This is a genomic window from Rubrobacter sp. M3-4 (assembly GCF_059772285.1).
Genome location: NZ_JCBAJP010000011.1, coordinates 41,305 through 67,339 on the forward strand (window position 1 = coordinate 41,305; position 26,035 = coordinate 67,339).

General features: G+C 68.2%; 25 protein-coding genes. 16 read left to right on the forward strand and 9 right to left on the reverse strand.

All coding sequences use genetic code 11. The features are described 5' to 3' along the window. Window positions 1-45 precede the first annotated feature (45 nt). From AC6EKW_RS12065 to AC6EKW_RS12080, 4 genes are read left to right on the forward strand one after another with little or no spacing between them, the layout of a single operon-like run. Window positions 46-2,871, forward strand: a complete 2,826-nt coding sequence (locus AC6EKW_RS12065; RefSeq protein ID WP_498514512.1) for an aconitate hydratase — start codon at window positions 46-48, stop codon at window positions 2,869-2,871. After that, window positions 2,864-3,838: a 2-hydroxyacid dehydrogenase gene (locus AC6EKW_RS12070; RefSeq protein ID WP_273888321.1), complete on the forward strand. Its 975-nt coding sequence runs from the start codon at window positions 2,864-2,866 to the stop codon at window positions 3,836-3,838. The genes AC6EKW_RS12065 and AC6EKW_RS12070 overlap by 8 nt, the downstream gene beginning before the upstream one ends. A gap of 57 nt (window positions 3,839-3,895) precedes the next feature. Then, window positions 3,896-4,579, forward strand: coding sequence for a GOLPH3/VPS74 family protein (locus AC6EKW_RS12075; protein WP_498514513.1), 684 nt, complete (start codon window positions 3,896-3,898; stop codon window positions 4,577-4,579). Next, window positions 4,579-5,367, forward strand: a complete 789-nt coding sequence (locus tag AC6EKW_RS12080; RefSeq protein WP_273888323.1) for an SDR family NAD(P)-dependent oxidoreductase — start codon at window positions 4,579-4,581, stop codon at window positions 5,365-5,367. Before AC6EKW_RS12075 ends, AC6EKW_RS12080 begins: the two co-directional genes overlap by 1 nt. On the opposite strand, the gene AC6EKW_RS12085 is transcribed toward AC6EKW_RS12080, so the two are convergent. Beyond that, complete coding sequence (locus AC6EKW_RS12085; protein WP_273888324.1) at window positions 5,364-6,050, reverse strand: SdpI family protein; 687 nt, start codon at window positions 6,048-6,050, stop codon at window positions 5,364-5,366. The two genes, AC6EKW_RS12080 and AC6EKW_RS12085, sit on opposite strands and share 4 nt — an antisense overlap. Further along, complete coding sequence (locus tag AC6EKW_RS12090) at window positions 6,028-6,333, reverse strand: metalloregulator ArsR/SmtB family transcription factor (protein ID WP_273846321.1); 306 nt, start codon at window positions 6,331-6,333, stop codon at window positions 6,028-6,030. Before AC6EKW_RS12090 ends, AC6EKW_RS12085 begins: the two co-directional genes overlap by 23 nt. A gap of 81 nt (window positions 6,334-6,414) precedes the next feature. Between AC6EKW_RS12090 and AC6EKW_RS12095 the strand changes: the two genes are divergently transcribed. From AC6EKW_RS12095 to AC6EKW_RS12105, 3 genes are all read left to right on the forward strand, one after another. After that, window positions 6,415-6,645 (forward strand): PLD nuclease N-terminal domain-containing protein, encoded by a 231-nt coding sequence (locus tag AC6EKW_RS12095; RefSeq protein ID WP_273888325.1) that lies wholly within the window; start codon window positions 6,415-6,417, stop codon window positions 6,643-6,645. 215 nt (window positions 6,646-6,860) lie between these two features. Further along, the gene (locus AC6EKW_RS12100) at window positions 6,861-8,162 is read left to right on the forward strand and encodes a 3-deoxy-7-phosphoheptulonate synthase (RefSeq protein WP_498514514.1); all 1,302 of its coding nucleotides are present in this window, start codon (window positions 6,861-6,863) and stop codon (window positions 8,160-8,162) included. Between the two features lie 45 nt (window positions 8,163-8,207). Then, entirely contained in the window at window positions 8,208-9,704 is a 1,497-nt protein-coding gene (locus AC6EKW_RS12105; RefSeq protein WP_498514515.1) for an outer membrane protein assembly factor BamB family protein, read from the forward strand. 7 nt (window positions 9,705-9,711) lie between these two features. On the opposite strand, the gene AC6EKW_RS12110 is transcribed toward AC6EKW_RS12105, so the two are convergent. Beyond that, complete coding sequence (locus AC6EKW_RS12110; protein ID WP_273888328.1) at window positions 9,712-10,389, reverse strand: metal-dependent transcriptional regulator; 678 nt, start codon at window positions 10,387-10,389, stop codon at window positions 9,712-9,714. Window positions 10,390-10,581: 192 nt separating this feature from the next. Here AC6EKW_RS12110 and AC6EKW_RS12115 point away from each other — a divergent pair, with 192 nt between their 5' ends. Genes AC6EKW_RS12115 through AC6EKW_RS12130 form a run of 4 tightly spaced genes read left to right on the forward strand, consistent with a single transcriptional unit; the run spans window position 10,582 to window position 14,991 of the window. Then, on the forward strand, window positions 10,582-11,838 hold the full coding sequence (locus AC6EKW_RS12115; protein ID WP_420542062.1) for an Nramp family divalent metal transporter: 1,257 nt from the start codon (window positions 10,582-10,584) through the stop codon (window positions 11,836-11,838). A gap of 19 nt (window positions 11,839-11,857) precedes the next feature. Then, the gene (locus tag AC6EKW_RS12120) at window positions 11,858-13,201 is read left to right on the forward strand and encodes an MFS transporter (RefSeq protein WP_273888330.1); all 1,344 of its coding nucleotides are present in this window, start codon (window positions 11,858-11,860) and stop codon (window positions 13,199-13,201) included. A 54-nt stretch (window positions 13,202-13,255) separates the two neighbouring features. Further along, the gene (nagA, locus tag AC6EKW_RS12125) at window positions 13,256-14,464 is read left to right on the forward strand and encodes an N-acetylglucosamine-6-phosphate deacetylase (protein ID WP_273888331.1); all 1,209 of its coding nucleotides are present in this window, start codon (window positions 13,256-13,258) and stop codon (window positions 14,462-14,464) included. After that, a complete protein-coding gene (locus AC6EKW_RS12130) occupies window positions 14,461-14,991 on the forward strand; it encodes a macro domain-containing protein (protein ID WP_273888332.1) in 531 nt (176 codons plus the stop codon). The genes nagA and AC6EKW_RS12130 overlap by 4 nt, the downstream gene beginning before the upstream one ends. A 127-nt stretch (window positions 14,992-15,118) precedes the next feature. On the opposite strand, the gene AC6EKW_RS12135 is transcribed toward AC6EKW_RS12130, so the two are convergent. The 5 genes from AC6EKW_RS12135 to AC6EKW_RS12155 all read right to left on the reverse strand — a co-directional run bounded on the left by AC6EKW_RS12135 (window position 15,119) and on the right by AC6EKW_RS12155 (window position 20,145). Continuing rightward, a complete protein-coding gene (locus AC6EKW_RS12135) occupies window positions 15,119-16,297 on the reverse strand; it encodes a CaiB/BaiF CoA transferase family protein (protein ID WP_273888333.1) in 1,179 nt (392 codons plus the stop codon). A 1-nt stretch (window position 16,298) separates the two neighbouring features. Continuing rightward, entirely contained in the window at window positions 16,299-17,444 is a 1,146-nt protein-coding gene (locus AC6EKW_RS12140; RefSeq protein ID WP_498514516.1) for an acyl-CoA dehydrogenase family protein, read from the reverse strand. Beyond that, window positions 17,441-18,805, reverse strand: a complete 1,365-nt coding sequence (locus tag AC6EKW_RS12145) for an MmgE/PrpD family protein (RefSeq protein WP_498514537.1) — start codon at window positions 18,803-18,805, stop codon at window positions 17,441-17,443. The genes AC6EKW_RS12140 and AC6EKW_RS12145 overlap by 4 nt, the downstream gene beginning before the upstream one ends. 14 nt (window positions 18,806-18,819) lie before the next feature. Then, complete coding sequence (locus AC6EKW_RS12150) at window positions 18,820-19,332, reverse strand: MaoC family dehydratase (protein ID WP_273889258.1); 513 nt, start codon at window positions 19,330-19,332, stop codon at window positions 18,820-18,822. A gap of 72 nt (window positions 19,333-19,404) precedes the next feature. Further along, window positions 19,405-20,145: a GntR family transcriptional regulator gene (locus AC6EKW_RS12155; protein ID WP_498514517.1), complete on the reverse strand. Its 741-nt coding sequence runs from the start codon at window positions 20,143-20,145 to the stop codon at window positions 19,405-19,407. A 161-nt stretch (window positions 20,146-20,306) separates the two neighbouring features. Between AC6EKW_RS12155 and AC6EKW_RS12160 the strand changes: the two genes are divergently transcribed. From AC6EKW_RS12160 to AC6EKW_RS12170, 3 genes are all read left to right on the forward strand, one after another. Further along, the gene (locus AC6EKW_RS12160) at window positions 20,307-21,161 is read left to right on the forward strand and encodes a thermonuclease family protein (RefSeq protein ID WP_498514518.1); all 855 of its coding nucleotides are present in this window, start codon (window positions 20,307-20,309) and stop codon (window positions 21,159-21,161) included. 244 nt (window positions 21,162-21,405) lie between these two features. Then, entirely contained in the window at window positions 21,406-22,785 is a 1,380-nt protein-coding gene (locus AC6EKW_RS12165) for an MFS transporter (protein ID WP_273889255.1), read from the forward strand. A gap of 67 nt (window positions 22,786-22,852) precedes the next feature. Continuing rightward, entirely contained in the window at window positions 22,853-23,599 is a 747-nt protein-coding gene (locus tag AC6EKW_RS12170) for an SDR family NAD(P)-dependent oxidoreductase (RefSeq protein WP_273889254.1), read from the forward strand. Here AC6EKW_RS12170 and AC6EKW_RS12175 read toward each other — a convergent pair. After that, on the reverse strand, window positions 23,596-24,582 hold the full coding sequence (locus AC6EKW_RS12175) for an asparaginase (RefSeq protein WP_273889253.1): 987 nt from the start codon (window positions 24,580-24,582) through the stop codon (window positions 23,596-23,598). The two genes, AC6EKW_RS12170 and AC6EKW_RS12175, sit on opposite strands and share 4 nt — an antisense overlap. Window positions 24,583-24,727: 145 nt before the next feature. Between AC6EKW_RS12175 and AC6EKW_RS12180 the strand changes: the two genes are divergently transcribed. Continuing rightward, window positions 24,728-25,666 (forward strand): polysaccharide deacetylase family protein, encoded by a 939-nt coding sequence (locus tag AC6EKW_RS12180; RefSeq protein WP_498514519.1) that lies wholly within the window; start codon window positions 24,728-24,730, stop codon window positions 25,664-25,666. A gap of 19 nt (window positions 25,667-25,685) precedes the next feature. Beyond that, a complete protein-coding gene (locus AC6EKW_RS12185; protein WP_273889251.1) occupies window positions 25,686-26,033 on the forward strand; it encodes a hypothetical protein in 348 nt (115 codons plus the stop codon). The last annotated feature ends 2 nt before the right edge of the window (window positions 26,034-26,035 follow it).

Consider the following 26,035-nt stretch of genomic DNA (forward strand, 5'->3'; position numbering starts at 1 on the left):
GTCTTCGGGCTTGTCGAGTTTGACATCGCAGAAAGGCGGGAGGCGATGAGCGTAAAAGACTCTTTTGGCGTACGCAAGAAGCTTGCGAGCGACTCCGGAGAGGTCGCCTACTACAGTCTGAAGGAGCTGGATGAGAAGGTCTCCGGGGACGTCTTCTCGCTACCGTTCTCGCTCAGGGTGATCCTGGAATCCCTCGCGCGGGAGTGCGGCGGCAAGTTCGTCTCCGAAGAGGACGTCGAGACCCTGGCCTCCTGGCCGGATTCGGTCGGGGAGGAGCTCGCTTATCTGCCGGCGCGGGTTGTGATGCAGGACTTCACCGGCGTTCCGGCGATCGTGGACCTCGCGGCGATGCGCAGCGCGATGAAGGCCGTCGGGGGCGACCCGAAGAAGATCAACCCGCTCATCCCGGTCGACCTGGTGATCGACCACTCGGTCCAGGTGGATGCGTTCGGGACGCCGCTTGCCTTGCGGATCAACGCCGAGCGCGAGTTCGAGCGCAACCGCGAGCGCTACGAGTTTTTGAAGTGGGGCCAGCAGGCCTTCGACAACTTCAGCGTGGTCCCGCCGGCCACCGGTATCATCCACCAGGTCAACCTGGAGTACCTCTCGAAGGTGGTGCAGGTGCGCGACGGGGTGGCCTTTCCGGATACCTTGCTCGGCACCGACAGCCACACCACGATGATCAACGGCCTCGGGGTGCTCGGCTGGGGCGTGGGCGGCATCGAGGCCGAGGCGGTGATGCTCGGCCAGCCCTACTACATGCTCTCCCCCGAGGTGATCGGGTTCAAGCTCACCGGGGCTCTGGGCGACGGGGTGACGGCGACCGACCTGGTCCTCACGGTGACCGAGATGCTGCGGGCGCACGGGGTCGTCGGCAAGTTCGTCGAGTTCTACGGCGAGGGGCTCTCGAAGCTGCCGCTGCCCGACCGGGCGACGATAGCGAACATGGCGCCCGAGTACGGGGCGACCTGCTCGTTCTTCCCGGTGGACGAGGAGACGTTGAAGTACCTGCGGGGCACCGGGCGCGAGGATCTGGTGGACCTCGTCGAGCGCTACACCAAGGAGCAGGGGCTCTTCCGCACCGACGAGACGCCGGAGCCGCGCTTCTCGGAGACGCTCGAGCTGGATATGGCGACCGTCGAGCCGAGCCTGGCCGGACCCAGGAGGCCGCAGGACAGGATCCGGCTCTCCGAAGTCAAGTCGAACTTCCGGCGGGCGCTGGCCGAGATCACCGGCGCGACGAACGGGCACGCGAACGGGAGTGGCACCCCGAAGGACGCCCCGATCGAGGAGCAGTCCGCCGAGTCGTTCCCGGCGAGCGACGCCCCGGCCGACGCGGCAGGCGTTACCGGGGAGGGCGAGCCGGAGGTGCGCTCCTCTTCGGGCGGTGAGGAGGCCGATCCCGGCGGGACGGTCACCGTCACGCTCGATGGCAAGGAAGACAGGATCGGGCACGGTTCGGCGGTCATCGCCGCGATAACGAGCTGCACCAACACCTCGAACCCCTCGGTGATGGTCGGGGCGGGGCTCCTGGCGAAGAAGGCGGTCGAGAAGGGTCTCTCGGTCGCGCCGCACGTGAAGACGAGCCTCGCGCCGGGCTCGAAGGTCGTCACCGAGTACCTGGAGACCTCGGGGCTCCTGGACTACCTGGAGAAGCTGCGCTTCGACGTGGTCGGCTACGGGTGCACCACATGCATCGGCAACTCCGGGCCGCTCCCCGACCCCATCCACGAGGCGATCGAGGAGAACGACCTGGTCGTCGCGGCGGTCCTCTCGGGCAACCGCAACTTCGAGGGCCGGATCAACCCGGACGTGAAGGCCAACTACCTGGCCTCCCCGCCGCTCGTGGTCGCCTACGCGCTCGCCGGGCGGGTGGACATAGACCTGGAGCACGAGCCCCTTGGCGAAGACAGCGACGGCAACCCGGTCTACCTCAGGGACATCTGGCCCTCGCAGGAGGAGATCGCCCGCGAGATCGCCGGTGCCCTCGACCCCGAGCTCTACAAGGAGCAGTACGCCGACGTCTACACCGGCAACGAGCAGTGGAACGCGGTCGAGGTGCCCTCGGGCGAGCTCTACGAGTGGGATCCGGACTCCACCTACATCCAGGAGCCCGCGTTCTTCAAGGACCTCAGCCCCGAGCCCGAACCCCTGAGGGACATAGAGGGGGCGCGGGTTCTGGTGAAGGTCGGCGACTCGGTCACCACCGACCACATCTCCCCCGCCGGGGCGATCCCCTCCAAGAGCCCGGCCGGGCAGTACCTGATCTCCAAGGGCGTCGAGCCGCGCAACTTCAACTCCTACGGCTCCCGCCGCGGCAACCACGAGGTGATGGTGCGGGGGACCTTCGGCAACATCCGCCTGAAGAACCAGCTCGCCGGCGGCAAGGAGGGCGGTTACACCGTCCACCTGCCCGACGGGGAGGAGACCACGATCTACGAGGCCTCCGTGCGCTACCAGGAGGAGGGCGTGCCGCTCCTGGTCATCGCGGGCAAAGAATACGGCACCGGCTCGAGCCGCGACTGGGCGGCCAAGGGAACCTTCCTGCTCGGGATAAAGGCCGTCATCGCCGAGAGCTTCGAGCGCATCCACCGCTCCAACCTGATCGGGATGGGCGTCCTCCCGCTGCAGTTCACGGACGGGGAGAGCGCCGACTCGCTCGGGCTCACCGGCCGCGAGACCTACGACATCCTGGGGCTCGAGGATCTCTCGCCAGGCAAGGAGCTCACCGTGCGCGCCACCACCGAGGAGGGCGAGACCAGGGAGTTCCGGGTGAAGGCCAGGGTCGACTCGCCCGTCGAGGTCGAGTACGTGAGAAACGGCGGCATCCTGCAGACCGTCCTGCGCCAGCTCCTGAAGGAGGATGGCTGAGCTGCCGCGGAAGGTCCTGGTAGCCCGCAGGATCCCCGAGGTCGGGCTGGACCTCCTCTCCGGCCTCGACGTGGAGGTTCTCTCGGAGGAAGAACCCCCGCCGCGGACGGCGCTCCTCCGCGCCGTCCGCGGCGCCTCGGGGATTCTCACCACGCTGACCGAGCGGGTCGATGCGGAGGTGCTCGACGCCGCGGGACCCTCGCTCGAGGTCGTCGCGAACATGGCCGTCGGCTACGACAACATCGACGTCGCCGCGGCGGAGAAGCGCGGCGTGATCGTCACCAACACCCCAGGCGTGCTCGACGAGACCACCGCCGACACCGCGTTCATGCTCATGCTGGCCGCCGCGAGGCGGCTCGGGGAGGCTGAGCGGATGGTCCGAGCCGGGAGGTGGCGCCACTGGGGTCCGGAGCTCCTCGTCGGCCCCGACGTGTGGGGCAAGACGCTCGGCATAGTCGGGATGGGGCGCATCGGACAGGCCGTCGCCCGGCGCGCCCGGGGCTTCGGGATGGGCGTCCTCTACACCGCCCGCAGCAGCAAGGCGGAGGCCGAGCGCGAGCTCGGGGCCCGACGGGTGCACCTGGAGGAGCTTCTGGCAGAGAGCGACTTCGTCTCGTTGCACGTCCCGCTCACCCCGCAGACGCATCGTCTGATCGGCTCTAAGGAGCTCCGGAAGATGAAGCCCACCTCCGTGCTCGTCAACACCGCCCGCGGTCCCGTGGTGGACGAAGAGGCGCTCGCGGAGGCTCTTGCAGAGGGCCGCATCTTCGCCGCCGGTCTCGACGTCTACGAGAACGAGCCCGAGGTGCACCCGAAGCTCCTGGAACTGGAGAACGTGGTGCTCGCCCCGCACATCGGCAGCGCCTCGATCGAGACGAGGAACAGGATGGCCGAGATGGCGGCCCGCAACCTCCTCGCCGTCCTGCGCGGCGAGGAGCCACCGAACCCCGTCGTCACCCGGCGATGAGGGCTCTGCGGCGGGTTTTGTAGTAAGATCTTGCGATCCTGTTCGTGACCGGGAGGGATGATGCTCACCCTGGCCGAAGAACTCTTGCTCCTCGCACTCGACGACGAGAGCGGTGCGGTCGAGCCTGCGGTCTCGGGGTCACTGCAGTACGGGCTCGCCGGGGCTCTCCTGATGGAGCTCGTGCTCGCGGGGAGGCTCGGGATGCAGGATGGCCGGCTCGTGCCGTTGGACGAAACCCCTACGGGCGACGGTCTGCTGGACGAGGTCGCCGGGATGATACGCTCCGGGGAGCCGCGCGAGCCCGGGTTCTGGGTCGAGCGTCTCGGCCGGAGGGATCCGAAGGACGCTCTGCTCTCTCGTCTGGTCGAGAAGGGGATACTCCGGCGCGACCGGCGGCGGGTGCTCTGGCTCATCCCGAGCGTTCGCTACCCGACGCTCGACGGCCGGCCGGAACGTGACGTCAGGGAGAGGGTGCGGGAGGTCGTCTTCGGCGGGGCGGAGCCGCTGCCGCGCGACGCGGCGCTCCTCGGCCTCATCAAGGCCTGTGAACTCGTGGACGTGGTCTTCCACGCGGGCGAGCGTGGGAGGGCCCATGAGCGGCTCGATTCTCTGACGGACGGTGAGCTGATCGGCCGGGCGGTGAGCGGAGCGGTGAGACGTGCGCAAGAGGAGGACTTCCTGGCCGCCCAGGCTGCTGCGGCGGGGGCGGTGATCTCGGCTTCCTCTGCAGGGGGGCGCTGATGCCTGCCGGGGGGCCCGTCGCCGTCGTAACCGGCTCGGGGCGCGGGATAGGCCGGGCCACGGCGATCGAGCTGGCCCGGCGCGGCTACCGGGTGGCGGCGAACGACGTGCGCGAGCCGGAGGCGACTCTGGACGAGCTGCGCAGCCTCGGGGCCGGGGCCATGGCACTCCCGGGTGACGTATCCGAGGAGAGCGACGTCCGGAGGATGGCCGCGAGCGTCCTGGAGCGTTTCGGGCGGGTGGACGTGCTGGTGAACAACGCCGGGATCAGCAAGATCGTCCCCGCCGAGGAGACGACGCTGGCCGACTGGAGCCGGACGCTCGCGGTGAACCTGACCGGTCCTTTCCTGATGTGCCGGGAGTTCGGCCGGGTGATGCTGGAGCGGGGCTCGGGCAGCATCGTCAACGTGAGCTCCGTGGCCGGGCTTCTGGGGGTGGCGGACCGGGCGGCGTACAACGCGAGCAAGCACGGCCTCGTCGGCCTCACCCGCACCCTCGCCGCGGAGTGGGGCGGGCGCGGCGTACGGGTGAACGCGGTCTGCCCCGGATGGGTGAAGACGGAGATGGACGCCGAGGATCAGGCCGGGGGCGGCTACACCGACGCGGACATCGAGGGAAGGGTGCCGATGGGGCGCTTCGCCTCGCCCGCGGACGTCGCGCGGGCCGTCGCGTTCCTCGCCGACCCGCGCGAGAGCGGCTTCGTCAACGGCCACACCCTCTCGGTCGACGGCGGCTGGTACGCCGACGGGAGCTGGGAGAGCCTGCGCCGCCGCAAGCAGGGCCGCTAGTCGCCGCGCGGAGGTCGCTTCCATACGGGAGGATCTCTGTCCGGGTCGGCTTTCCAGACACGGTAGGAGTAGACGAGGGGCACCGCGACGCAGACGAGGACTGTCGGCCCGATCGCGACCGCACCCGCCGCGGGGTACACCAGGCCCATCCCCATCAGCGCCAGCCCGGCGAGCACGAAGAGCCATCCCCCGAGGCGGTGGGTCCTGACCCACGAGCGCCTGCTCGAGAGCGTCCACGGCGTTCTGATGCCGACGAACCAGTTGGGCCTCACCTTGCCCAGGAAGTTGCCCAGCACCACGAACAGCATCCCGAGCACGACCGTGATCGCCCGGGAGAGGGAGAGTTCGTAGCCCAGATCCCACGCGAGCATGAACCCGTAGACGAGGGTGAGCAGGATCACGACCGCGTAGCGGAAGACGAGGTAGACCCCCCCGAAGGCTTCGTAGCTCTCCCGCAGGGGGTCGATCCGCGGCAGGAACCTCATCAACACATAGACGCCCAGCGTGATCAGCGGGAGCAGGAAGAGCCCCTCGAACCTGCCGCCGTACCCGTCCGGCCTCCCGGAGAGATCCCAGTGCACCGCTACCCGGCCCGGTACCAGCCGCCACGCCCGGGCCCCGGCCGCGAACATCGCCACAACCAGGACCAAAAGCGGCAGCTCAGTCCGCCAGCCCGTACGCATCCCGGACCTTCCTCGTGCCCTCTTTCCCCACCCCGAAGAGCTCCATCACCGCCCCCACGATCTCCTCGCAGACGGAGACGTTCAGGCTGTAGACGATCGTCGTCCCGTGACGCTCGGCCACGACCAGGTTCGCCTCCCTGAGCACCCTCAGATGCCCCGACATCGTCGAGGGCGCCACCCCCACCCGCTCCGCAAGCTCCCCCGCGCTCAGATCCCCCTCCCCGAGCAGCCGCAGAACCTCCCGCCTTCTCGGATCCCCCAGCGCCCTGAATGTACTGTCCACCTCGCTCCTTTTTCGTTGTTTCGCCAAACAGCGAAATAATGTTATCATGCCGGGTGTCGATCTTCGGAAGAGGAGGCTACCGTGGCTGGGAAGAGGCGTTGGGGGGAGCTGAGCCGGGGGCAGCGGGCGGCGATTGTTCTGGCGGGTACGGTCGAGCTCGGGCTGAAGGTGGCGGCGCTCGTGGATCTTTACCGGCGCGAGGGGAGCGAGGTGAGGGGGCCGAAGGCCGCCTGGGTGGTCGCGCAGGCGGTGAACTTCTTCGGGCCGGTGGCGTACTTCGCTTTCGGGCGCCGGAGCAGTTTTGACCGGTAGGGTGTGGGCGGGTAGAATGCTGGCCATGATCGCCGGTCACGGGATGAACGTGCGCTTCTATTACTTTATCCGGCGGGCCCTCCGGAGGGACGGGCCGGCCGGCGGGGTTCACCCGGCTTAACCGCGGTCGGTTCGGCGGAAGATTCGGAGGGCGGAGGCTCCTGGAGCCTCCGCCTTTCGTTTGGGAGAAGACGGAGGGAGAAGAGGAGATGGTGATGAGGGAGATGCTCGTCCTGATGCGGCCCGGGAGTTCGCGGGCGCAGGCGGAGGCCGTGCGGGCGCAGGTCAGGGAGGCGGGGCTCGAGGCCGGCATGTTCCCGGGGACGGGGAGGATCGCAGTGTGGGTGGAGGGAGAACCCCCGGACGGGCTCGAGAGGACGCTCGAGTTGCTGCCCGGGGTGGAGGAGGTACTCCGCGCCGACGGATCCGCGGGCACCAGCGACCTGCGCGTCACGGGCATCCGGCCGCTCTTGCCCCCGGCGATCCTCTCCGAGCAGCTCCCGCTCTCGGAGGGGCAGGCCCGGAGCGTCGGCCGGGCGCGGGAGGAGATCGTGCGGGTGCTCGACGGCTCGGACGACAGGCTCATCGTCGTGGTCGGGCCCTGCTCGATACACGACCCGGAGGCGGCCCTCGACTACGCCCGGAGGCTCCGGGGGATCGCCGACGAGTTGCGGGAGGAGCTCCTCGTCGTCATGCGGGTCTACTTCGAGAAGCCCCGGACGACGGTGGGCTGGAAGGGCCTCGTCAACGACCCGCACCTCGACGGGAGCTTCGCGATCAACGAGGGGTTGCATCTGGCGCGCAGATTGCTGCTGGAGATCGCGGAGCTCGAGCTCCCGGCCGGGTGCGAGTTCCTCGACCCCATCTCCCCGCAGTTCTTCGCCGACGCCGTCGCGTGGGGTGCGATCGGGGCGCGCACGACCGAGAGCCAGGTGCACCGCCAGCTCGCCTCGGGGCTCTCGATGCCGGTCGGCTTCAAGAACGGGACCGGTGGGAGCGTCAGGATCGCCGTGGACGCCGTCCGGGCCGCCGCCCACCCGCACAGCTTCCTCGGGGTGACCCGTCAGGGGCTCGCCGGGATCGTCACCACCCGCGGCAACCCGGACTGTCACGTGATCCTGCGCGGCGGCAAGAACGGGCCCAACTACGACGCGAAGAGCGTGGAGGGCGCGCTCGGGGAGTTGCGCGACGCGGGCCTGCCGCCGCGGGTGATGGTCGATGCGAGCCATGACAACAGCGGCAAGGATTACCGGCGCCAGCCGCAGGTGGCCAGCGCGCTGGCGGAGCAGGTCTCCGGCGGGCAGCGGGGCATCGTCGGGGTGATGCTCGAGAGCTTCCTCGTCGACGGCCGGCAGGATCTCGACGCCGGGAAACCTCTCGTCTACGGCCAGTCCGTCACCGACTCCTGCATGGGGTGGGAGACGACCGTGCCAGTTCTGCGCGAGCTCGCGCAGGCCGTCCGCGCCCGGCGGAAGAAACCGGATGCGCCGGCCGCCGGGGCCTGGGCCACGACGTGATGTAGACTCACCGGGGGCCCAGAGCGAGAGGAGTTTGCGGTTTTCGTGAAGGGATGGAGCGCGGTGCTCCTGGTTTTGCTCCTCGCGGCCGTCGCGTGCGGCGGGGAGCAGGGAGGCGGGACGCGGACGAAGGCGGCGCCGGACCTCGCCTCGACCCTGCCCGCCGCGGAGAAGGTCGACTGGGTGCGCTTCGGCTTCAGCCCCGATCGCAACGGGGTCAACCCGCACGAGAAGCTCATAGACCGCAAGAGCGTGGGGAGGCTGCGCAGGATCTGGCGGGCGAAGCTCCCCGACGTCGCCGACTCCTCCCCGGTGCTGCTGCACGGCGTCAGGGCGTCGGGGAAGGAGCGCGACGTGCTCTACGCGACGCTCGAGAACGGTTCGCTCGTCGCGCTCGACGCCGCGAGCGGCAGGAGGCTCTGGCTCCGCAGGACTTCTGGACCGAAGATCACCACCTCCTCGCCCGTCGCCGATCCCGCCCGCTCTCTCGTCTTCTCCTACGGGCTCGACGGCAGAATCCACCGGTACAGGGCCGCGAGCGGCAAGGAGATCGAAGGCAACGGCTGGCCGGCTCCGGTCACCAGGATGCCCGAGACCGAGAAGGGTTCCTCGGCGCTCAACGTAGCGGACGGGTGGGTGTACGCGACCACAAGCGGCTACCTCGGCGACGCCCCGCCCTACCAGGGGCACGTCGTCGCGGTGAGCGAGAGGACGGGAGAGGAGCACGTCTACAACAGCCTCTGCGCAGGCCTCCGGCATCTGCTCTCGAACGGGGAGTGCGACTCGCAGCGCTCCGGCATCTGGGGCCGGGGCGGTGCCGTCGTGGATCCGACGGACGGAAGCCTCTACGCGACGAGTGGCAACGGCCCATACGCCCCCTCCCGCGGCGACTACGCGGACAGCGTGCTGAGGCTCGCGGCTCCCGGTCTGCGCCTCGTCGATTCCTACACCCCGGAGAACTACCGGAAGCTCGAGGCGCAAGACCTCGACCTCGCGAGCGCCTCCCCCGCGGTCCTGCCCCGGATACCCCGGAGCAGGACCCCGTATCTGCTGGTGCAGGGCGGCAAGGACGGGAAGCTGCGTCTGATCTCCCGCGGGAACATGAGCGGTGGGGGCGGCCCCGGTCACGTCGGCGGAGCGCTTCAGACCATACGCTCCGCTGGATGCGCCACCTTCACCCAGCCCGTGGTCTGGAGGAACGGAGGCAGGCTGCGCGTCATCGTCGCCGGCACCTGTGGGATGGCGTCCTACCGGGTGGCGACCGATGCGGGCGGCCGCACCCGCCTGCGTCTGGAGTGGAAGAAGGACTACAGGACGACCACGCCGGTCGTCGCGGGTGGGGTGCTGTTCGCGGCCTCGGACGGAGACCTGCTCGCGCTCGACCCCACCAGCGGACACCTCCTGTGGTCGAGCGAACGGAAGGGTGCGGGCGGGACCATCGGGGACATCCACTGGGAGAGCCCCATCGTGGCGAACGGGAGAGTCTACGTCTCCGACGAGTCCGGCGCGATGAGCGCCTACGGACTGCCCCGCGGGAAGTAGGGCACCTTCAGCTGTCGGCGCGCACGAAGATCGAACGCGTGAGCGGCTCACCCAGGGTGTGTACGGATCCGTCCTCCCCCTCGACCGTCACCACCCCGTCCACCCCGCGCACCTCCAGCACCCTGATCGCCGTGCCGGGTACCAGCCCTTGCTCCCCGAGATAGGCGAGCACGGCTTCGTCGCGCTGGTCTACCCGCGAGACGTGGACCAGCTGTCCCTCTTCGACGTCGCGCAGCGGTTTGTTCCGGTCCGGCTCCAGCATCCCTTCAGGGGTCGGGATGGGATCTCCATGCGGATCGTGCTCCGGATGCCCGAGGTACTCCGCAAGACGCTCGGTGAACGTGTCCGAGACCGCGTGTTCGAGCCTCTCCGCCTCCTCGTGTACCTCGTCCCACGAATACCCCAGGTGCTCCAGGAGGAAAGTCTCGATCAGACGGTGCCTCCGGACCAGCCGCATCGCCTCCTTCTTCCCCCGCTCCGTCAGCGATGCTCCGTGGTAGCGCTCGTGCCGTACCAGCCCCATCTCCTGTAGCCGCACGAACATGCTCGATACCGACGCAGCAGAGACCGAGAGCCGCTCCGCCACGTCCTTCGTCGAGGCCGCGCCGGTGCCGGCTACCTCCCATACGCTCTTCAGATAGTCCCCCACAGAGACCGAGGGCTGGGTTTCGGCGTTCGTGCTCATTTCTCGCGTACAAATACTAGCCCAACCCGGCGCTTTTGCCAGCAGAACCAATCGTTGACGGTTAACCGTAGCTGATAGTAATATTAGACGTGGCTAAAAATTCTCGTTTTCGAGAGGAAGGAGCGTGGTTTGAGCGGGCGTCCCGGGGATGGATCCGAGAAAGCCGAGGGGGTGTTGCTGGCGGGTGAGGACATGGTGGCCCGGGCTGCGCGCGCTTCGCTGGAGGGGAAGCGCCGAGGTTTGAGGGGGCTGTGGCCGTTTCTTGGGCCGGCGTTCATCGCTGCGGTGGCCTACATAGACCCGGGCAACTTCGCGACGAACGTCTCCGGGGGGGTGAGGTTCGGATATACGCTGCTGTGGGTTGTGGTGCTGGCCAACCTGATGGCGATGCTGGTGCAGGCGCTTTCTGCCAAGCTTGGGATCGCGACGGGCAAGAACCTTCCTGAGGTTTGTCGGGAGCGGTTTTCACGGCCGGCGACGATCTTCATGTGGTTACAGGCTGAGGTCGTGGCGATGGCCACGGACCTCGCGGAGTTCATAGGTGCTGCCATCGGGATCAACCTCATCTTCGGGATACCGCTTTTCGTGTCCGGTTTGATCACCGCGGGTGCGGTATTCGCGCTGCTCGCGCTGGAGATGTACGGGGTGAGGCCGGTCGAGGCTGCCATAAGCGTGCTGGTCGGGGTCATCGTGGTCGCGTTCGCGTTCGAGGTCTTCTATGCGAAGCCGGACGTCGGGCAGGTGCTCGAGGGGGCCTTCATCCCCCGTTTCTCGGGTTCCGGCAGCGTGTTCCTCGCGACGGGGATAATAGGGGCGACGGTCATGCCTCACGTCATATATCTGCACTCGGCGCTGACCCAGAGACGGGTCGTAGGCAGGACCGACGAAGAGAAGCGCAAGATCTTCCGCTTCGAGCTGATAGACGTGGTGATCGCGCTGGGCATCGCGGGTCTGGTCAACGCCAGCATGATGATCATCTTCGCCGCGCTCTTCCACGCCCGGGGGAAGGGAGGGGTGACCGAGAGCATAGAATCGGCCTTCCACGGGCTCGCAAGCTCCGAGGGCATGGGGGTGGCGATCATCTTCGGCGTGGCGCTTCTGGCTTCGGGGCTCTCCTCCTCCTCGGTCGGGACGATGGCCGGGCAGGTCGTGATGCAGGGGTTCATCCGGCGCAGGATCCCGATATTCCTGCGCCGGGCGATAACGGTGACCCCCTCGCTCGTGGTGATCGCTCTCGGTGTGGACCCGAGCTGGGCGCTGGTCGTAAGCCAGGTCGTCCTCTCTTTCGGGATACCGTTCGCGCTGGTACCGTTGCTGGTCTTCACCAGCGACCGTCGGTTGATGGGGCCGCTGGTGAACCGGCGTGCGACGAGCGTTGCGGCCGTCGTGATCGCCGTCTTGATAATGGGCCTCAACCTCTTCCTGCTCTATCAGACCTTCCTCGGATAGGGCATATAATCGCCCTGTAATGAGCGTGCGTGCACCGGCGGCCACCGTCTCCGGCCGGCGGGCCACCTGGCCCGCCGTGATCTCCTGGGCGCTCTACGACTTCGCCGGCACGATCTTCTCCGTCTCGATCCTGAGCGTCTACTTCCCGCTGTGGCTCGGATCGGAGCTCGGCGCCGGAGCGGACACCGTCAACTACGCCGCGGCCGGTAGCGCCCTGCTGGTGCTCCTCCTCTCGCCCTTCCTCGGGGCCGTCTCGGACCTCGGCCAGCGCCGAAAACCATACCTCGTCGTGTTGGTGTCGGTCTCGGTCGTCTTCACCGCCTTGCTGGGCGTTTCGGGGGAGGTGGCGGTGATCGTGGCGCTCTTCGTCGCGGCGAACTTCTGCTACCAGTCGGCGACGGTCTTCTACAACGCGCTCCTGCCCGGCGTCTCGGCCGGGCGCGGGACCGGGAGGGTGAGCGGTTACGGTACCGCGCTGGGCTACGTCGGCGCGATCTTTGCGCTCCTCTTCCTGCAGCTCTTCGTCGGCGACGCCTCAGCCGTGAAGGAGCTTCTCGGCCCTCTGGGGTGGTGGATCGGGACGGGCGCCGCCCGCAGTTCGAACGCGTTCGTGCCTACCGCCGTCCTGTACCTGCTCTTCAGCCTGCCGGCCTTCTTCTTCGTGCCGGATCCGAAGGTGCGACGGCCGATGGACGTACGCCCTTCGGCGGTCTACCGGGACGTCATCGCCACCATCCGGAACCTCCGGTCCTACCCCGGGGCCGGGACGTTCATCGCCGCCACCGTGCTCTACACCGACGCGGCGAACACCGCAGTCTCCAACATGGCGCTCTACGGCCGGGAGGTCTTCGGGATGAGCTCGGGGGGGATCCGCAACCTGCTGCTCTTCTCCACGGTGTTCGCCATCGTGGGGTCGGCCGCTTTCGGACACCTCTCCGACCGGGTGGGGCCGAAGCGGGCGCTCGTCGTGGTGCTCCTGCTGTGGCTGGTCGCGATAGCTCTGGCCGCGGTCGCGCCCGGTCCCCGGGTGCTCCTCCTCGTCGGGCCGGTCGTCGGGGTCGCCCTCGGCGCAACCTGGACCGTGAGCCGGGCGATGCTCGTCGCGCTCGCCCCGCCCGAGAAGACCGGGGAGTTCTTCGGGCTCTACAACCTCGCGGGGAGGTTCTCCGCCGTCGCCGGCCCCGCCCTCATAGCGCTCCTTCTGGACGCCTTCGGTGGCCTCGGGGCACCCTCTTACCGCATCGCCATAGGGGCGCTCGCGATCGTGGTGCTCGCCGGGCTCTATCTGCTCTCCCGCACTCCCGACGTGCGCCCGTCCACCACCCCACCCGAATACCACGTGCCGCCGGATGCGGGAGCTTGAGAGCCCGGAGCATAACTGGGAAGATGGACCGTGATGCCACGGGGAGGCGAGATTTTGCCGGATAGAGAACCCGCCAGACGCATCGCCCTCAGAGGGAGGGTGGTGACCGACTACGAGGTATGGTCCGAAGGAACGGTCCTCATCGAGGGCGGCGCGATAAGGGAGGTGAGCCGCGAGCCGCTCGACCCCGGCGAGGGTGGGGAGGTGAGGGATTGCGGGGACTCGCTGCTCGTGCCAGGCTTCGTCGACCTGCAGGTCAACGGAGCCTTCGGGGTGGACGTAGCCTCTTCGCCCGAGAGGATCGACGAGCTCTCCCGGCGGCTGCTCGCCACCGGGACGACCTCCTACGTGCCGACCGTGATCTCTTCTCCGGAGAGCCTCTACGAGGAGACCCTGCCCGTCCTCGCCGAAAAGGTCGCGCGCCGGGGCGGGATGGCCGAGCCGCTCGGCATACACCTGGAGGGACCCTTCATCAACCTGAAACGACGGGGGGCGCACGCCGCCGCCCACATCGTCCCTCCGGACCCCTCCCTCTTCGCCAGGCTGCTCGAGCTCGGTCCTATCAGGATGGTCACCCTCGCCCCGGAGCTCGAGGGAGCGAGGAAGCTCATCGAGATGGCCCGCAGGTACGGGGTCGTCGTCTCGGCGGGGCATTCCGACGCCTCCTTCGAGGAGGCCTACGAGGCGCTCGACGCCGGGGTTCTGGCGCTCACGCACCTGTTCAACACGATGAGCCGGATGCACCACCGCGAGCCCGGTCTTCCTGGAGCGGCCTTTGCCCACCCGCTCGCGGTCTGCGGGCTCATCTCCGACGGCATCCACATCCACCCGGAGATGGTCGCGCTCGCCTTCCGCATGCTCGGCCCCGACCGCATCTGCCTGGTCACCGACTCTACGGCGGCGACCGGGATGGGGCCGGGGGAGTACGCGCTGGCCACCCGCCGCATTTACCGCGAGACGAACGTCACCCGGCTCGGCAGCGGCGCGCTCGCGGGGAGCCTCCTGACCATGGAGGAGGCCTTCCAGAACATCCTCGCCTTCACCGGGTGTACCCTGCCCGAGGCGGCCCGCATGGCCTCGACCGCACCGGCGCGCCTGATCGGGGAGGGGCGGCGCAAGGGACGCCTCGCCCCGGGTTACGACGCCGATATCACCGTGCTCAGACCCGACCTCTCGGTGGAGGCGGTCTGGAAGGGGGGAGAGCTCTCCTACGCCGATAGAACCGGCAAGTCGCTCGGGAACGGAGGAGGTGAGGGATTTTGAAACGCGAGGTCGACGGCGTGACGATAGAGTGCGTCCGGGGAGATATCACGCGGCAGCCGGACGTGGAGGCCATAGTGAACGCGGCCAACGCCCGGCTCACCACCGGTGGCGGGGTGGCCGGGGCGATCCACCGCGCCGCCGGCCCGGGCCTCGAGGAAGAATGCCGCCCCCTCGCCCCGATAAGCCCCGGCGAGGCGGTCATCACCGGCGGCCACGACCTCCCCAACGCCCACGTCATCCACACTCTGGGCCCGGTCTACGGCTCGGACCACCCGGAGGCTGAGCTTCTCGCGAACTGCTACCGCAACGCTTTACGCCTCGCCGACGAGCACGGCGTCACTTCCATAGCCTTCCCCGCCATCTCGACCGGCGTCTTCGGCTACCCGGTCGAGGAGGCGGCCCGGGTGGCCATCGGGACCGTGCTCGATGAGGCCCCCAGGCTCCAGAACGTACGCCTCATACGCTTCGTCCTCTTTGGCGAGCGGGACCTCGAGGTCCACGAGCGAATTCTCGCCGCGGGAGGTTGAGCGCCAGGGCCATTGTGCCGGCGGCAGAGACCGGGAGATCCATTCGCGGTCCGAGCATGGACACGCTCACCGCCCTCCCGGGCGCCTCACGGGGGGCGCCCCCGCTCCTCTCCTCACGGTGTGTTGCTCAGAGCGCGCCCTCGCGGCGCAACGCTTCCACCTCATCCTCGTCGTAACCGAGCTCCTCGAGGATGGCCTCGGTGTGCTCCCCGACCTCCGGGATCGGACCCATCACCGGCTCCTCTGCGTTCGGGACGGCGGGCGGCAGGAGAGCGTCGAGCGCCCCGACCGGGGAGTCGACCTTCCGCCAGCGCTTCCGGGCCTCGTGCTGCGGGTGGTCGAGAAACTCCCGCACGCTGCGCAGCCGGGCGTTGGCTATCTTGGCGGCGTCGAGCCTCCCTATGACCTCCTCGGAGGAGAGGGCGCCGAAGACCCGTCCGATCTCCTCATGCAGCTCGTCTCTGTTCTCCACCCTCCTGGGGTTCGAGGAGAACCGGGGATCTCCGGCGAGCTCCGGGCGTTGCAGCACCTCCCGGCAGAAGCGCTCCCACTCCCTCTCGTTCTGGATCCCCAGGAACACCGTCCTGCCGTCGCCGCAGGGGAACGGTCCGTAGGGGGCGATGGCGGCATGGCTCGCCCCGGTGCGCGGCGGCTGCTCCTCAGAGTACATCGTGTAGTATGCGGGGAAACCCATCCACTCGGAGAGGGCCTCGAAGAGCGAAACCTCTATATGCGAGCCCTCCCCGGTGCGCTCCCGCTTCAACAGCGCGGTGAGGATCCCGCTGAAGGCGTACATCCCGGCGGCTATGTCCGCGACGGAGATGCCGACCTTCGAGGGGGTCTCGGGCGTGCCGGTCACCGAGACGAGGCCGGTCTCGCACTGCACCAGCAGGTCGTAGGCCTTCTTCTCGCGGTAAGGGCCGCTCTCCCCGTAGCCGGAGACGGAGCAGGTGACGAGATGGGGCTGCTCCCTTCTGAGCTGCTTCGCGCCGAAGCCGAGCCGCCCGGCGGCGCCGGGGGCCAGGTTCTGCACGAAGACGTCGGCGCGGGAGATCAGACGCCGCAAGACCTCCTTTGACCCTTCCTTCTTGAGGTCCAGCGCGATCGACTCCTTCGAGCGGTTGAGCCAGACGAAGTGGCTCGAGAGCCCGCGGGCCTTCTCGTCGTAGTGGCGGGCGAAGTCCCCCACCCCGGGACGTTCGACCTTTATGACCCTCGCGCCGAGGTCGGCGAGCTGGCGGGTGGCGAAGGGGGCGGCGACCGCCTGCTCCAAAGAGACGACCGTCATGCCTTCGAGCGGCAGCATCCTAGAACGACCTCGGCAGCCCGAGCACGTGCTCGGCGACGTAGGAGAGGATGAGGTTGGTGGAGATGGGGGCGATCTGGAAGAGCCGGGTCTCGCGGAACTTCCGCTCGACGTGGTATGCGGTGTCGAAGCCGTAGCCCCCGAAGGTCTGCAGCGCGACGTTCGCGGCCTCCCAGGCAGCGTCGGCCGCGAGCAGGAGCGACATGTTGGCCTCGGCCCCGCAGGGCTCTCCCCGGTCGAAGAGCTCCGCGGCCCTAAAGCGCATCAGGTCCGCCGCCTCCACGTCGACGTGGGCGCGGGCTATGGGGAACTGCACCCCCTGGTTTTCGCCGATGGGCCGCCCGAAGACCACGCGCTCTTTCGCCCTCCCGGTGGCCTTCTCGACGAACCAGCGGCCGTTGCCGATGCACTCGGCGGAGATCAGGATACGCTCGGCGTTCATCCCGTCGAGGATGTAGCGGAAGCCTTTGCCCTCCTCGCCGAGGAGGTTCTGCGCCGGGACCTCGAGGTCTTCGAAGACGAGCTCGTTGGTCTCGTTGTTGATCATCACCCGGCGGGGCTTCACGGTGAGGCCGTTGCCCACGGCTTCGCGCAGGTCCACGAGGAAGACCGAGAGCCCCTCGGACTTCTTCCTCACCTGCTCGCGCGGGGTGGTGCGGGCGAGGAGGACCATCATGTCCGAGTGCTGGACGCGGGAGATGTAGATCTTGCGCCCGTTTATGACGTAGCGGTCGCCTTCTTTGCGGGCGAAGGTCTCTATGGAGGTGGTGTCGGTGCCGGCCCCGGGCTCGGTGACCCCGAAGGCCTGAAGCCGGATCTCCCCGGAAGCTATCTTCGGCAGGTACTCCCTCTTCTGCTCCTCGGAGCCGTGCCGGAGCAGCGTCCCCATCACGTACATCTGGGCGTGGGCGGGCTGGGCGTTGCCCCCGCTCCGGTTGACCTCCTCCAGGATCACGGAGGCCTCGGCGAGCGTCGTCCCGAGCCCCCCGTACTCCTCGGGGATGAGCGCCGCGAGCAGCCTGCTCTCGGTCATCGCCCGCACGAACTCCTCGGGGTACTCGCGCCGCTCGTCCAGCTCGCGCCAGTACTCTTCGCCGAAGCGCGCGCAGACCTCTCGCACGCTCTGCCGCAGCTTCTCGTGGCTCAAGATCTCACCTCCCCGGCTCCTTCGGCGAGCAGCGGGCCCACCCCGTCTTCTTCGTGCAGGTTCCAGGCGAAGCGGACGAGCCGCCCCGCCGCCTCTTCTCTCGCCCCGCCGTGGGCGGCGAGGCGGCGCACCTTCTCCTCTATCTCCGCGCGGCTCAGGGGGTTGCCGGGATCGCCCTTGGGTACGTCGACGCGCGAGGTGACCTCCCGCCCGTCCTTCGTCCTTATGTCCACCAGCCCGATCCAACGCCCCGGATAGGCCTCGTCGACCTCGGGGTCGAAGACCATCTCCACCCGGCGGGCGAAGCTCAAAACCTCCTCGTCGTGCAGCGACTCCTCGGTGAAGTCCTCGAGCCCCGCGCGGCCCCTCAGCGCGACGAGCGCGAGCACGAAGCCCATCGAGAACTTGGCCTGGTGCACGCTCGCGGGCTCGACGACGTCCCCGAGGACCTCTATCGCCCCGGCGTGCACCCTCGCCCGCACCGCCTCTATGTCCTCCGCGGCGAGCCCGTGCTCCCGCATCCCGGCGAGCAGGGCGTCGGCCGCCGGGTGCGAGTGCCGGCAGGAGGCGTAATGCTTGAACGAGGTCTCGAGCACGGCCCACCGCTCCCCGAGGTCCGCCGTGAGCCTCCCCGCGTCGGCGTCGGAGGACATCCCGGCGGCCATTCCCTTCTCCCCCTCCAGGATGCCCCGCGCACCCCGGAGACCCTCCCGCGCGAGGTACGCCGAGAGGAGCCCGCTGCTCGCGGCCCGGGCGGTGTGCAGCTGCTTGGAGTCGGCCCCCTCGGAGAGGAACTGCCAGAGCCCCGCCGCCTGGGTCCCGGCCGAGCCCAGGGCGTCGGCCATCTCCGCCTCGTCCGCCCCGAGAACGTGCGCCGCGGCGGCCGCCGCCGCGAGCGTCCCGGCCGTGCCCGTGGTGTGGAAGACCCTGTAGTGCGAGCGGCCGAGGAACTCCCCGACCCGCACCCCGGCCTCGTACCCGGCGACGGCGGCCGTGATGAGTTCCCTCCCCGATGCTCCCTCCTCCTGCGCCGCCGCGAGCGCCGCCGGGAAGACGACCGCCCCCGGATGCAGCACGGAGGCGTTGTGTACGTCGTCCTGCTCGACGGCGTGCGAGGAGGCGGCGTTCACCAGCGCCGCGAAGAGGGGAGAGGTGCGCCACCCGAATGCCAGAACCTCACACGACCCCTCCCGCGGCCCCAGCGCCCGCGCCACGCGCTCTATCGCCCCGACCGGCCGCTCCCGCCCCCCGGCGAGCGCCGAGCCCGCCCAGTCCAGGAAGAGCTCCTCGCTCCGGAGCACGGCCTCCTCCGGGAGATCCTCGTACCGGAGCCCCGCGAGGAAGGAGGCGAGCTCCTCCATCCTCCACCCGCCTTTCACCCCTCCCCCCTTTCCTGCGGGCGCGGGCGCACCCTCTTCGGCCCCCGCCCCCGCTTGTAGACCATGATGGTCCTCCTGAACTCGATGACGACGGTCCCATCCTGCTTATACCCCTCCGTCCTCACCTCCACGATCCCCACATCGGGGCGGCTGCGCGACTCCCGCTTGGAGAGCACCTCCGAGCGCGAGTAGATCGTATCCCCCTCGAAGACCGGCGCCGGAAGCCTAACCTCGTCCCACCCCAGATTGGCGAACACGTTCTGCGAGACGTCGGTGACGCTCTGCCCCGTCACCAGCGCCAGCGTGAAGGTGGAGTCAACAAGGGGCCTCCCGAACTCGGTCTGCGCCGCGTAGTGCGCGTCGAAGTGGATGGGGGCCGTGTTCTGCGTCAAAAGGGTGAACCAGATGTTGTCCGTCTGCGTCACCGTCCGGCCCAGGGGGTGCTCGTAGACGTCCCCCACCTCGAAGTCCTCGTAGAAACGTCCCCTCCAGCCCTCTTTCACTGCCATGCGAACACCCTCCCGCAGACGCCATTTTTCTCTCAATTATGTACGTACAAATGTCGTGTGTCAAACGGCGGGTCAGTGGACGCCGCCGCGGCGCAGTTCGAGGCGGTAGGAGTAGCGGCTGGGGTTGTAGTAGGAGATGGCGAGTTCTACGGGGGTACCGTCCTCCAGGTAGTAGAGGCGTTCGACGTAGAGGAGGGGCTCACCTGGGCTGCGGTCGATGTGGCGGGAGACGTGATGGGGGGTGGGGATGGCGGTGAGCTCCTGGCTGGCTCCTACGATGGGTGAGGGGAGCACGCTCTCCACGGTCCCGATGACGGTTCCGGGGCCGTCTTTGGGGAGCTTCTTCTTCTGCAGGCGTTCTCCGGCGTCGGGGGTGAGGTAGACGTGGGTGAGGACGAAGGGGTTGCCCTCGTAGAGGCGACGGACGGTGAGGGTGGCGACCTCGTCCGTGGAGAGCTCGAGGCGGGTTGCGTGCTCCTCGTCGTGGATGATCTCGACCGGGTTCAGCACCTCCATCTCGGTGCCGGTCCAGGACATCATCTCCTCCAGGGTGCCGATGGAGCGCAGATACTTGCCGCGTCTGGAGAGGCTGGTGACGAAGGTGCCCCGTCCGGGGACGCGGTAGACGAGGCCGTCGGCGACCAGCGACTGGAAGGCCTGGCGCACGGTGTGGCGGCTGACGCCGTAGCGTTCGCAGAGCTCGGCTTCGGTAGGCATCTGGGTACCCTCTTCGAACTCACCGCTCTCTATCGCCTCCCGCAGCTCATCCGACAGCCTGCGATAGGTGGCGGGCTTGCGTCGCTGGCCTTCCATGTACGATCTCCCTTCGTACGCCTCTGGGAATGCTAGTATGCTCTCGCACTACCGAGTATAGTTTTGCAAATCGTCCCGCGCCAAAGCTGCGGTCCCAGCGTGTCTCGGATGCAGGAACCCTCGGCCCGGGGATGGACCTTTTGTCGGGAGAACTGGAAGAGATGGGGAAGAAAAGGGTACTTCGTCCGTTCAACCGTCCGGCGGCCTGGTTCCTGCTCCCCGTTCTGCTCGTCCTGGCCGGCTGCGGCGGGGATGGGGGGCTGGATGTGGGGGGAGTGCCGTCATCCACCGCCTCCACCACTTCCGCGGGCGTCCGGGTCGTCGTGAGCCGGGTGGTCGACGGCGACACCCTGGAGATCTCTCCCCCGGTGGGAGGTGAGAGCACCGTGCGGATCATAGGAGCCGACACCCCCGAGGACGTGCGTCCCGGCTATCCCGTCCAGCCCCTCGCGATCCGGGCGGCCTCCTTCACCCGCTCGAGGCTGGAGGGCCGCCGGGTGCGCCTGACCTTCGACGAGGAGCGAAAGGACCGCTACGGCAGGTTGCTCGCCTACGTGTGGGTGGACCGGAAGACCATGCTGGAGGACGAACTGTTGCGGAGGGGACTCGCCCAGCTTCTCATCATCCCGCCCAACGACCGCTACGCCGCACGGTTCGCGGCGGACCAGCGGCAGGCCAGGCGCGCGCACCGCGGGATCTGGGGCCTCCCCCGCGCCGAACGCTGCCGGGAGACCAACCGGGGTAACGGGATAGGCGAGGGCTCCCCCGGTTGTGGCCCCGGCCCCGACTCCAGAGGCTCCGCCGGAAGATCCCCGGGCGTGGCCCCCTCATCCGAGGAGTCCTGTCCCCGGAGCTACCCGGTGAAGGGCAACATCACCCGTGACGGACAGAAGATCTACCACCTCCCCAAAGGCGACCCCTACTACCAGGCCACCCACCCCGAGCGCTGCTTCGCCTCCGCCCGGCAGGCACGCGCCGCCGGATACCGGCCTCCGATCCTCCCACACAACAGGTGAGCCGGCTGGACGCACCGTCCACGGGTCTAAACATCCCGCCCCGCCGCCACGGGAATTTTCTTCCCTCGGCCGAAGTGTAAAGGACCGGATATTTTCTATGGTGTTCCCGGCATGGATCCCGACCCGCACATGTCGGACTTGACACAAATATTGTGCGTACATATCATATTAGTACGGACAAATGCAGGCGAGGCCGGGCCCGGCTTTAGGATCGTCTGCCAGGGCGAAAGGAGAAGGAGGAGAGATGGCGACTGGTGAGTCAGAAGTCTCCCGTGGGACCGGGGATGGGAGGATCGATGATGCTCCGCGCATAGAGACGAACCTTCCGCAGCGGGCGCTGGTCTACTCTTCGATCGTAGCGTTTCTCGCGTGGGTGTTTTCGGTCTACGACTACACGCTCTTTGGGACGCTTCTGCCGAAGATGGCGCAGGATCTCGGGTGGTCGACGGCGACGAGCACGGCGATAGCCACCTGGGTTGCGGTGGCGGTGTTTCTGGTTTCGCTTTCGGTAGGGCCGATGCTCGACCGGCTGGGGCGCAAACCTTCGCTCATCCTCACGACGGTGGGGGCGGCGATAAGCTCCGGGCTGACCTCGCTGGCTTTCGCCGCGTGGTACGTGATCGTCGTGCGGGCGTTCTCCGGGCTTGGGTACTCGGAGCAGGCGGTGAACGCAGCCTACCTCAACGAGATCTACGGGAGCCGCAGGCGGCGGGGGCTCATCTACAGCATGGTGCAGGGCGGATGGCCGATCGGGGTTCTGGTCGGTGCTGCGCTGGCGGCTGTCCTGGTTCCCAGCGTCGGCTGGCGCGGGACGTTTTTGGTCGCGACCGCCCCGGCGATCATAATCGCCGTTTTGGGGCTCAAGCTCCGGGAGTCTCCGCGGTTCCAGGCCATGAAACACGCGAGGAAGCTCGAGCAGGAGGGGCGGCACGAGGAGGCGGTACGCTTCGGCAGGCAGTACGGCATCGACGTACGCCACAGCGACCGCAACACCTACCGTCAGATCTTCGAGCCCGGCATAAGGAAGCACACGATCTTCCTGGCGCTGGCGTTCCTGACCAACTGGATCGGGATCCAGGTCCTGGTCGTTCTGGGGACCACGATCCTCACCCAGGGCAAGGGGGTCTCCTTCAGCAGCGCCCTGATCTTCCTCGTCGTCTCCAACGCGGCGGCATATATTGGATACCTCTCCCACGGGTTCGTCGGCGACATCGTCGGACGCCGCCGGACGATCGCGATAGGCTGGCTCATCGCCGGGGTGGCCTACTCGGCGATGCTCTTCGGCCCGAGCAGCGGTGCGTTCGTTCTCGCCACCTACACGATAGGGCTTTTCTTCATCATCGGGCCGTATGCGGCCTTGCTGTTCTACATGGGTGAGTCCTTCCCCACCAGGATGCGCGGTACGGGGACCACGGTAGTGAACGCCATGGGGCCGATCGGCGCGATCGTCGGCTCGGCGCTTTTGACGGCCTTCCTCGAAGCCGGGCTGAGCGTGACCACCGCCGCGTTCCTCTCCGGGGCTCTGGCGGTCATAGTCTCCGGGTTCCTGATGTTCGGCACCCGCGAGGTCAAGGACGCGACCCAGGCCGAGCTCGAGCTCCTCGAGGAACCCTCTTCGGTCTGAGGGTTTTCGGCAAGCCGGTTTTGGGGGCCGCCTCCCGCAGGCGGCCCTCGTCTGAAAGGAGGTGCCGTTGACAGCGAACCGCATCAGGGTCGCCCTCGTCACCGGGGCGGGGAGCGGGATCGGACGCGCCGTGGCGCTTCGGCTGGCGGAGGAGGGCTACGCCGTGGCCGTAAACGATCTGAAGCCCGATACCGCGGAAGGTGCCGCCTCGGCGATACGCGAAGCCGGGGGCGCCGCCGAGGCCGTCCCCGGCGACGTCTCCGACCCCGAGAGCGTCCACGCCTTCTTCGAGAGGGCGCGCGAAGTTTTCGGTGCGCCGGAGGTCCTGGTCAACAACGCGGGGTTTTTGCAGCAGAAGCCCTTCGTCGAACTCACCATCGAGGACTTCGACCGCATGATCTCCGTGCACCTGCGGGGGACTTTCCTGTGCATAAAGGAGGCGTTGCCCGAGATGCTCTCCCGCGGGCGCGGGGTGATCGTCAACGTGGCCTCCCAGCTCGGACAGATCGGGGGCATCGAGCTGTGTCACTACAGCGCCGCGAAGGCGGGGATCATCGGGCTGACCAAGGCGCTCGCCCGCGAGGTCTCTGCACGAGGAGTGCGGGTTAACGCCGTCGCCCCCGGCCCCATCAACACCGAGCTCGTGCAAGGCCTCTCCGAGGAGTGGCGCCGCGCCAAGGCCGCGGAGCTCCCGCTGGGGCGCTTCGGCGAGCCGGAGGAGGTCGCGGAGACGGTCGCGTTTCTGGTCTCGGATAGGGCTTCGCTCTACGTGGGACAGACGCTCGGTCCCAATTCGGGCGACGTGATGCTCTAGATGTACCACCCCTCGAAGGCGGCTTCTATCTCGTCCGGCCCCTCTCCCCGGCGCAACAGGATGGTGAGCAGGAGCCTGGCCTTGAGCCCGTCGAGCACCCCACCCCAGATGAGCCCGCGCGAGAGCAAATCCATCTCGGAGCCGGAAAACCCGTACGTGTTCCGGAGCACGTCGCCGCTCCCGGTGCGGGAGGTGAGGACGACCGGCATCTCGGAGGCGAGCCGCTCGACCTCCGCGACCATCCTAGACGGGACGTGCCCGCCGCCGAAGGCCTCGATGACGAGCCCGGCGTACCCGGCCTCCCTCACCGCCGAAAGCAGCCTCCCGTCGTCGCCGACGGCGAGCTTGAGCAGCGCGACCTGCTGCCCGGCTCCCGCCGGAGGGGGCTCCACCGTGTGCCGAGCCGGAATCCGCCAGGCGATCCTCACCACGCCCTCCGAGAGCCAGCCCAGAGGCCCCGCCACCGGTGACTGGAAGGTCGAGGGGCTCTGGGTGTGCGTCTTCCTGACGAAACGGGCGGCGTGGATCTCGTCGTTCATCACCACCAGCGCCCCAAGCCCCCTCACCTCATCGCTGGCCGCGACGCGCACCGCACCGAGCAGGTTCGCCGGACCGTCGGCCCCTGGGAGGGTGGGGTTGCGCATCGCCCCGGTTATGACCACGGGCGCATCCCCCTCGACGAGCAGGTCCATCGCGAAGGCGGTCTCCTCGATCGAGTCGGTCCCCTGCGTGATCACCACCCCGTGCGCCCCCCCGGCGATCCTCCGCCGCGCCTCCTCGGCCACCTCGATGAGATCCTCTACGGTAAGGTCCGAGCTCGGCATCTGCCTCAGCGATTCCGCCTCGACCTCCGCCACCCCGGAGATCTGCGGTACGCTCTCCACCAGATCCTTCCCCGTCAGCCTCGGTACCACCCCGGGCCCCGAACCCCGTACGGAAGAGATCGTCCCACCCAGCGAGAGAACCGCTACCTTCGGGAGCATCCTTTCCCTCCTTGATTTCGACGATATTTGTACGTACAATACTAACGCCATGGCCGGGGCTGGTGCAAGGCTCTGGGGGCGGGCGCCGCCGGTCGTGGTGTGGTAAGGGGTGTTTTGGGTGATCGTTTCGAGGAAAGGAGGAAAGGTGCCGGAGAAAGAGATCTTCTGCTCCATCGGGGTGGACATAGACGCGGTGGCCGGGTGGCTCGGCTCCTACGGGGGTGAGGACTCTCCGGACGACATCTCGCGCGGGATGTTCGCGGGGGAGATAGGCGTACCGCGGTTGCTCAAGCTCTTCGAGCGGTATGGGATGAGGACCACGTGGTTCATCCCCGGGCATTCGATCGAGACCTTCCCGGATCAGGTGAAGATGGTGGTCGATGCGGGGCACGAGGTCGGGAGCCACGGCTACTCGCACGAGAACCCGGTGGCGATGACGCCGCAGCAGGAGCGGGAGGTGCTCGAGTACTGCATCGGGCTCATCGAGAAGGTGACCGGGCGTCGTCCGGTCGGGAACGTCGCCCCGTGGTGGGAGGTCTCCAACGCGACCAACGAGCTGTTGCTCGAGTTCGGGTACAAGTACGACCACTCGCTTCAGCATAGGGACTTCACCCCCTACTACGCCCGGGTCGGCGACACGTGGACCAAGATCGACTACTCCAGGCCCGCCCGGGAATGGATGAAGCCGCTCGAGCGCGGGGAAGAGATAGACCTGGTCAAGATCGGGGGCAACTGGTACCTGGACGACCTGCCGCCGATGATGTTCATCAAGGCCTCTCCCAATAGCCACGGCTTCGTCAACCCGCGCGACATAGAGCAGCTCTGGCGGGATCAGTTCGACTGGGTCTACCGGGAGATGGACTACGCGACCTACTGCCTGACGATCCACCCGGACGTCAGCGGAAGGCCGCAGGTGTTGCTGATGCTCGAGCGCCTCATCGACTACATAAACGGGCATCCCGGGACGAAGTGGGTGACGATGGAGGAGATCGCCGACGACTTCGTCAGGCGCTTCCCGCGCAACCAGCCCAACCACGACCCGGGGCTGAACATGTACGGGATCGACACGCCGGCGACGAAGTAGCGGGCGGGGGGAGCACCTCGTGTGTGTGCTGTGCGGGCAGGACTTCGTCGGGCGGCTCCACTGGACCGACAGGCACGTCACCGACCGGGCGCTCGCGGCCGGTCCGGGTTCCGACCCGGGCGAGCACCAGCGGGACCGGCGCCGGGACAGGGCCCACAGGGTGGCACTGCTCAACGGGGTGCTCCCCCATTACGGCCTGAAGGTCGAGGACTGGAGCGGGAGCAAGTACCTGCTGCGTGACCGCAAGGGCAGATCGGAGCTGGTGCAGGACTTGGGCGCTCTGTGGCCCGCGGCGCAGAGGCTCTCGGGCAGGGTGCCGGACCCGCTCGATGCGGCGCTGCTCGAGAGCCTGAAAGAAGGGGGGTAGAC

What these genes read in the sequence shown, in the direction of transcription:
- AC6EKW_RS12065 (WP_498514512.1), top strand. Translation starts at nt 46, where the DNA reads ATGAGCGTAAAAGACTCTTTTGGCGTACGCAAGAAGCTTGCGAGCGAC.
- AC6EKW_RS12070 (WP_273888321.1), top strand. Translation starts at nt 2,864, where the DNA reads ATGGCTGAGCTGCCGCGGAAGGTCCTGGTAGCCCGCAGGATCCCCGAG.
- AC6EKW_RS12075 (WP_498514513.1), top strand. Translation starts at nt 3,896, where the DNA reads ATGATGCTCACCCTGGCCGAAGAACTCTTGCTCCTCGCACTCGACGAC.
- AC6EKW_RS12080 (WP_273888323.1), top strand. Translation starts at nt 4,579, where the DNA reads ATGCCTGCCGGGGGGCCCGTCGCCGTCGTAACCGGCTCGGGGCGCGGG.
- AC6EKW_RS12085 (WP_273888324.1), bottom strand. Translation starts at nt 6,050, where the DNA reads ATGCGTACGGGCTGGCGGACTGAGCTGCCGCTTTTGGTCCTGGTTGTG.
- AC6EKW_RS12100 (WP_498514514.1), top strand. Translation starts at nt 6,861, where the DNA reads ATGAGGGAGATGCTCGTCCTGATGCGGCCCGGGAGTTCGCGGGCGCAG.
- AC6EKW_RS12110 (WP_273888328.1), bottom strand. Translation starts at nt 10,389, where the DNA reads ATGAGCACGAACGCCGAAACCCAGCCCTCGGTCTCTGTGGGGGACTAT.
- AC6EKW_RS12115 (WP_420542062.1), top strand. Translation starts at nt 10,582, where the DNA reads ATGGTGGCCCGGGCTGCGCGCGCTTCGCTGGAGGGGAAGCGCCGAGGT.
- AC6EKW_RS12120 (WP_273888330.1), top strand. Translation starts at nt 11,858, where the DNA reads ATGAGCGTGCGTGCACCGGCGGCCACCGTCTCCGGCCGGCGGGCCACC.
- AC6EKW_RS12135 (WP_273888333.1), bottom strand. Translation starts at nt 16,297, where the DNA reads ATGCTGCCGCTCGAAGGCATGACGGTCGTCTCTTTGGAGCAGGCGGTC.
- AC6EKW_RS12145 (WP_498514537.1), bottom strand. Translation starts at nt 18,805, where the DNA reads ATGGAGGAGCTCGCCTCCTTCCTCGCGGGGCTCCGGTACGAGGATCTC.
- AC6EKW_RS12150 (WP_273889258.1), bottom strand. Translation starts at nt 19,332, where the DNA reads ATGGCAGTGAAAGAGGGCTGGAGGGGACGTTTCTACGAGGACTTCGAG.
- AC6EKW_RS12155 (WP_498514517.1), bottom strand. Translation starts at nt 20,145, where the DNA reads ATGGAAGGCCAGCGACGCAAGCCCGCCACCTATCGCAGGCTGTCGGAT.
- AC6EKW_RS12160 (WP_498514518.1), top strand. Translation starts at nt 20,307, where the DNA reads ATGGGGAAGAAAAGGGTACTTCGTCCGTTCAACCGTCCGGCGGCCTGG.
- AC6EKW_RS12165 (WP_273889255.1), top strand. Translation starts at nt 21,406, where the DNA reads ATGGCGACTGGTGAGTCAGAAGTCTCCCGTGGGACCGGGGATGGGAGG.
- AC6EKW_RS12175 (WP_273889253.1), bottom strand. Translation starts at nt 24,582, where the DNA reads ATGCTCCCGAAGGTAGCGGTTCTCTCGCTGGGTGGGACGATCTCTTCC.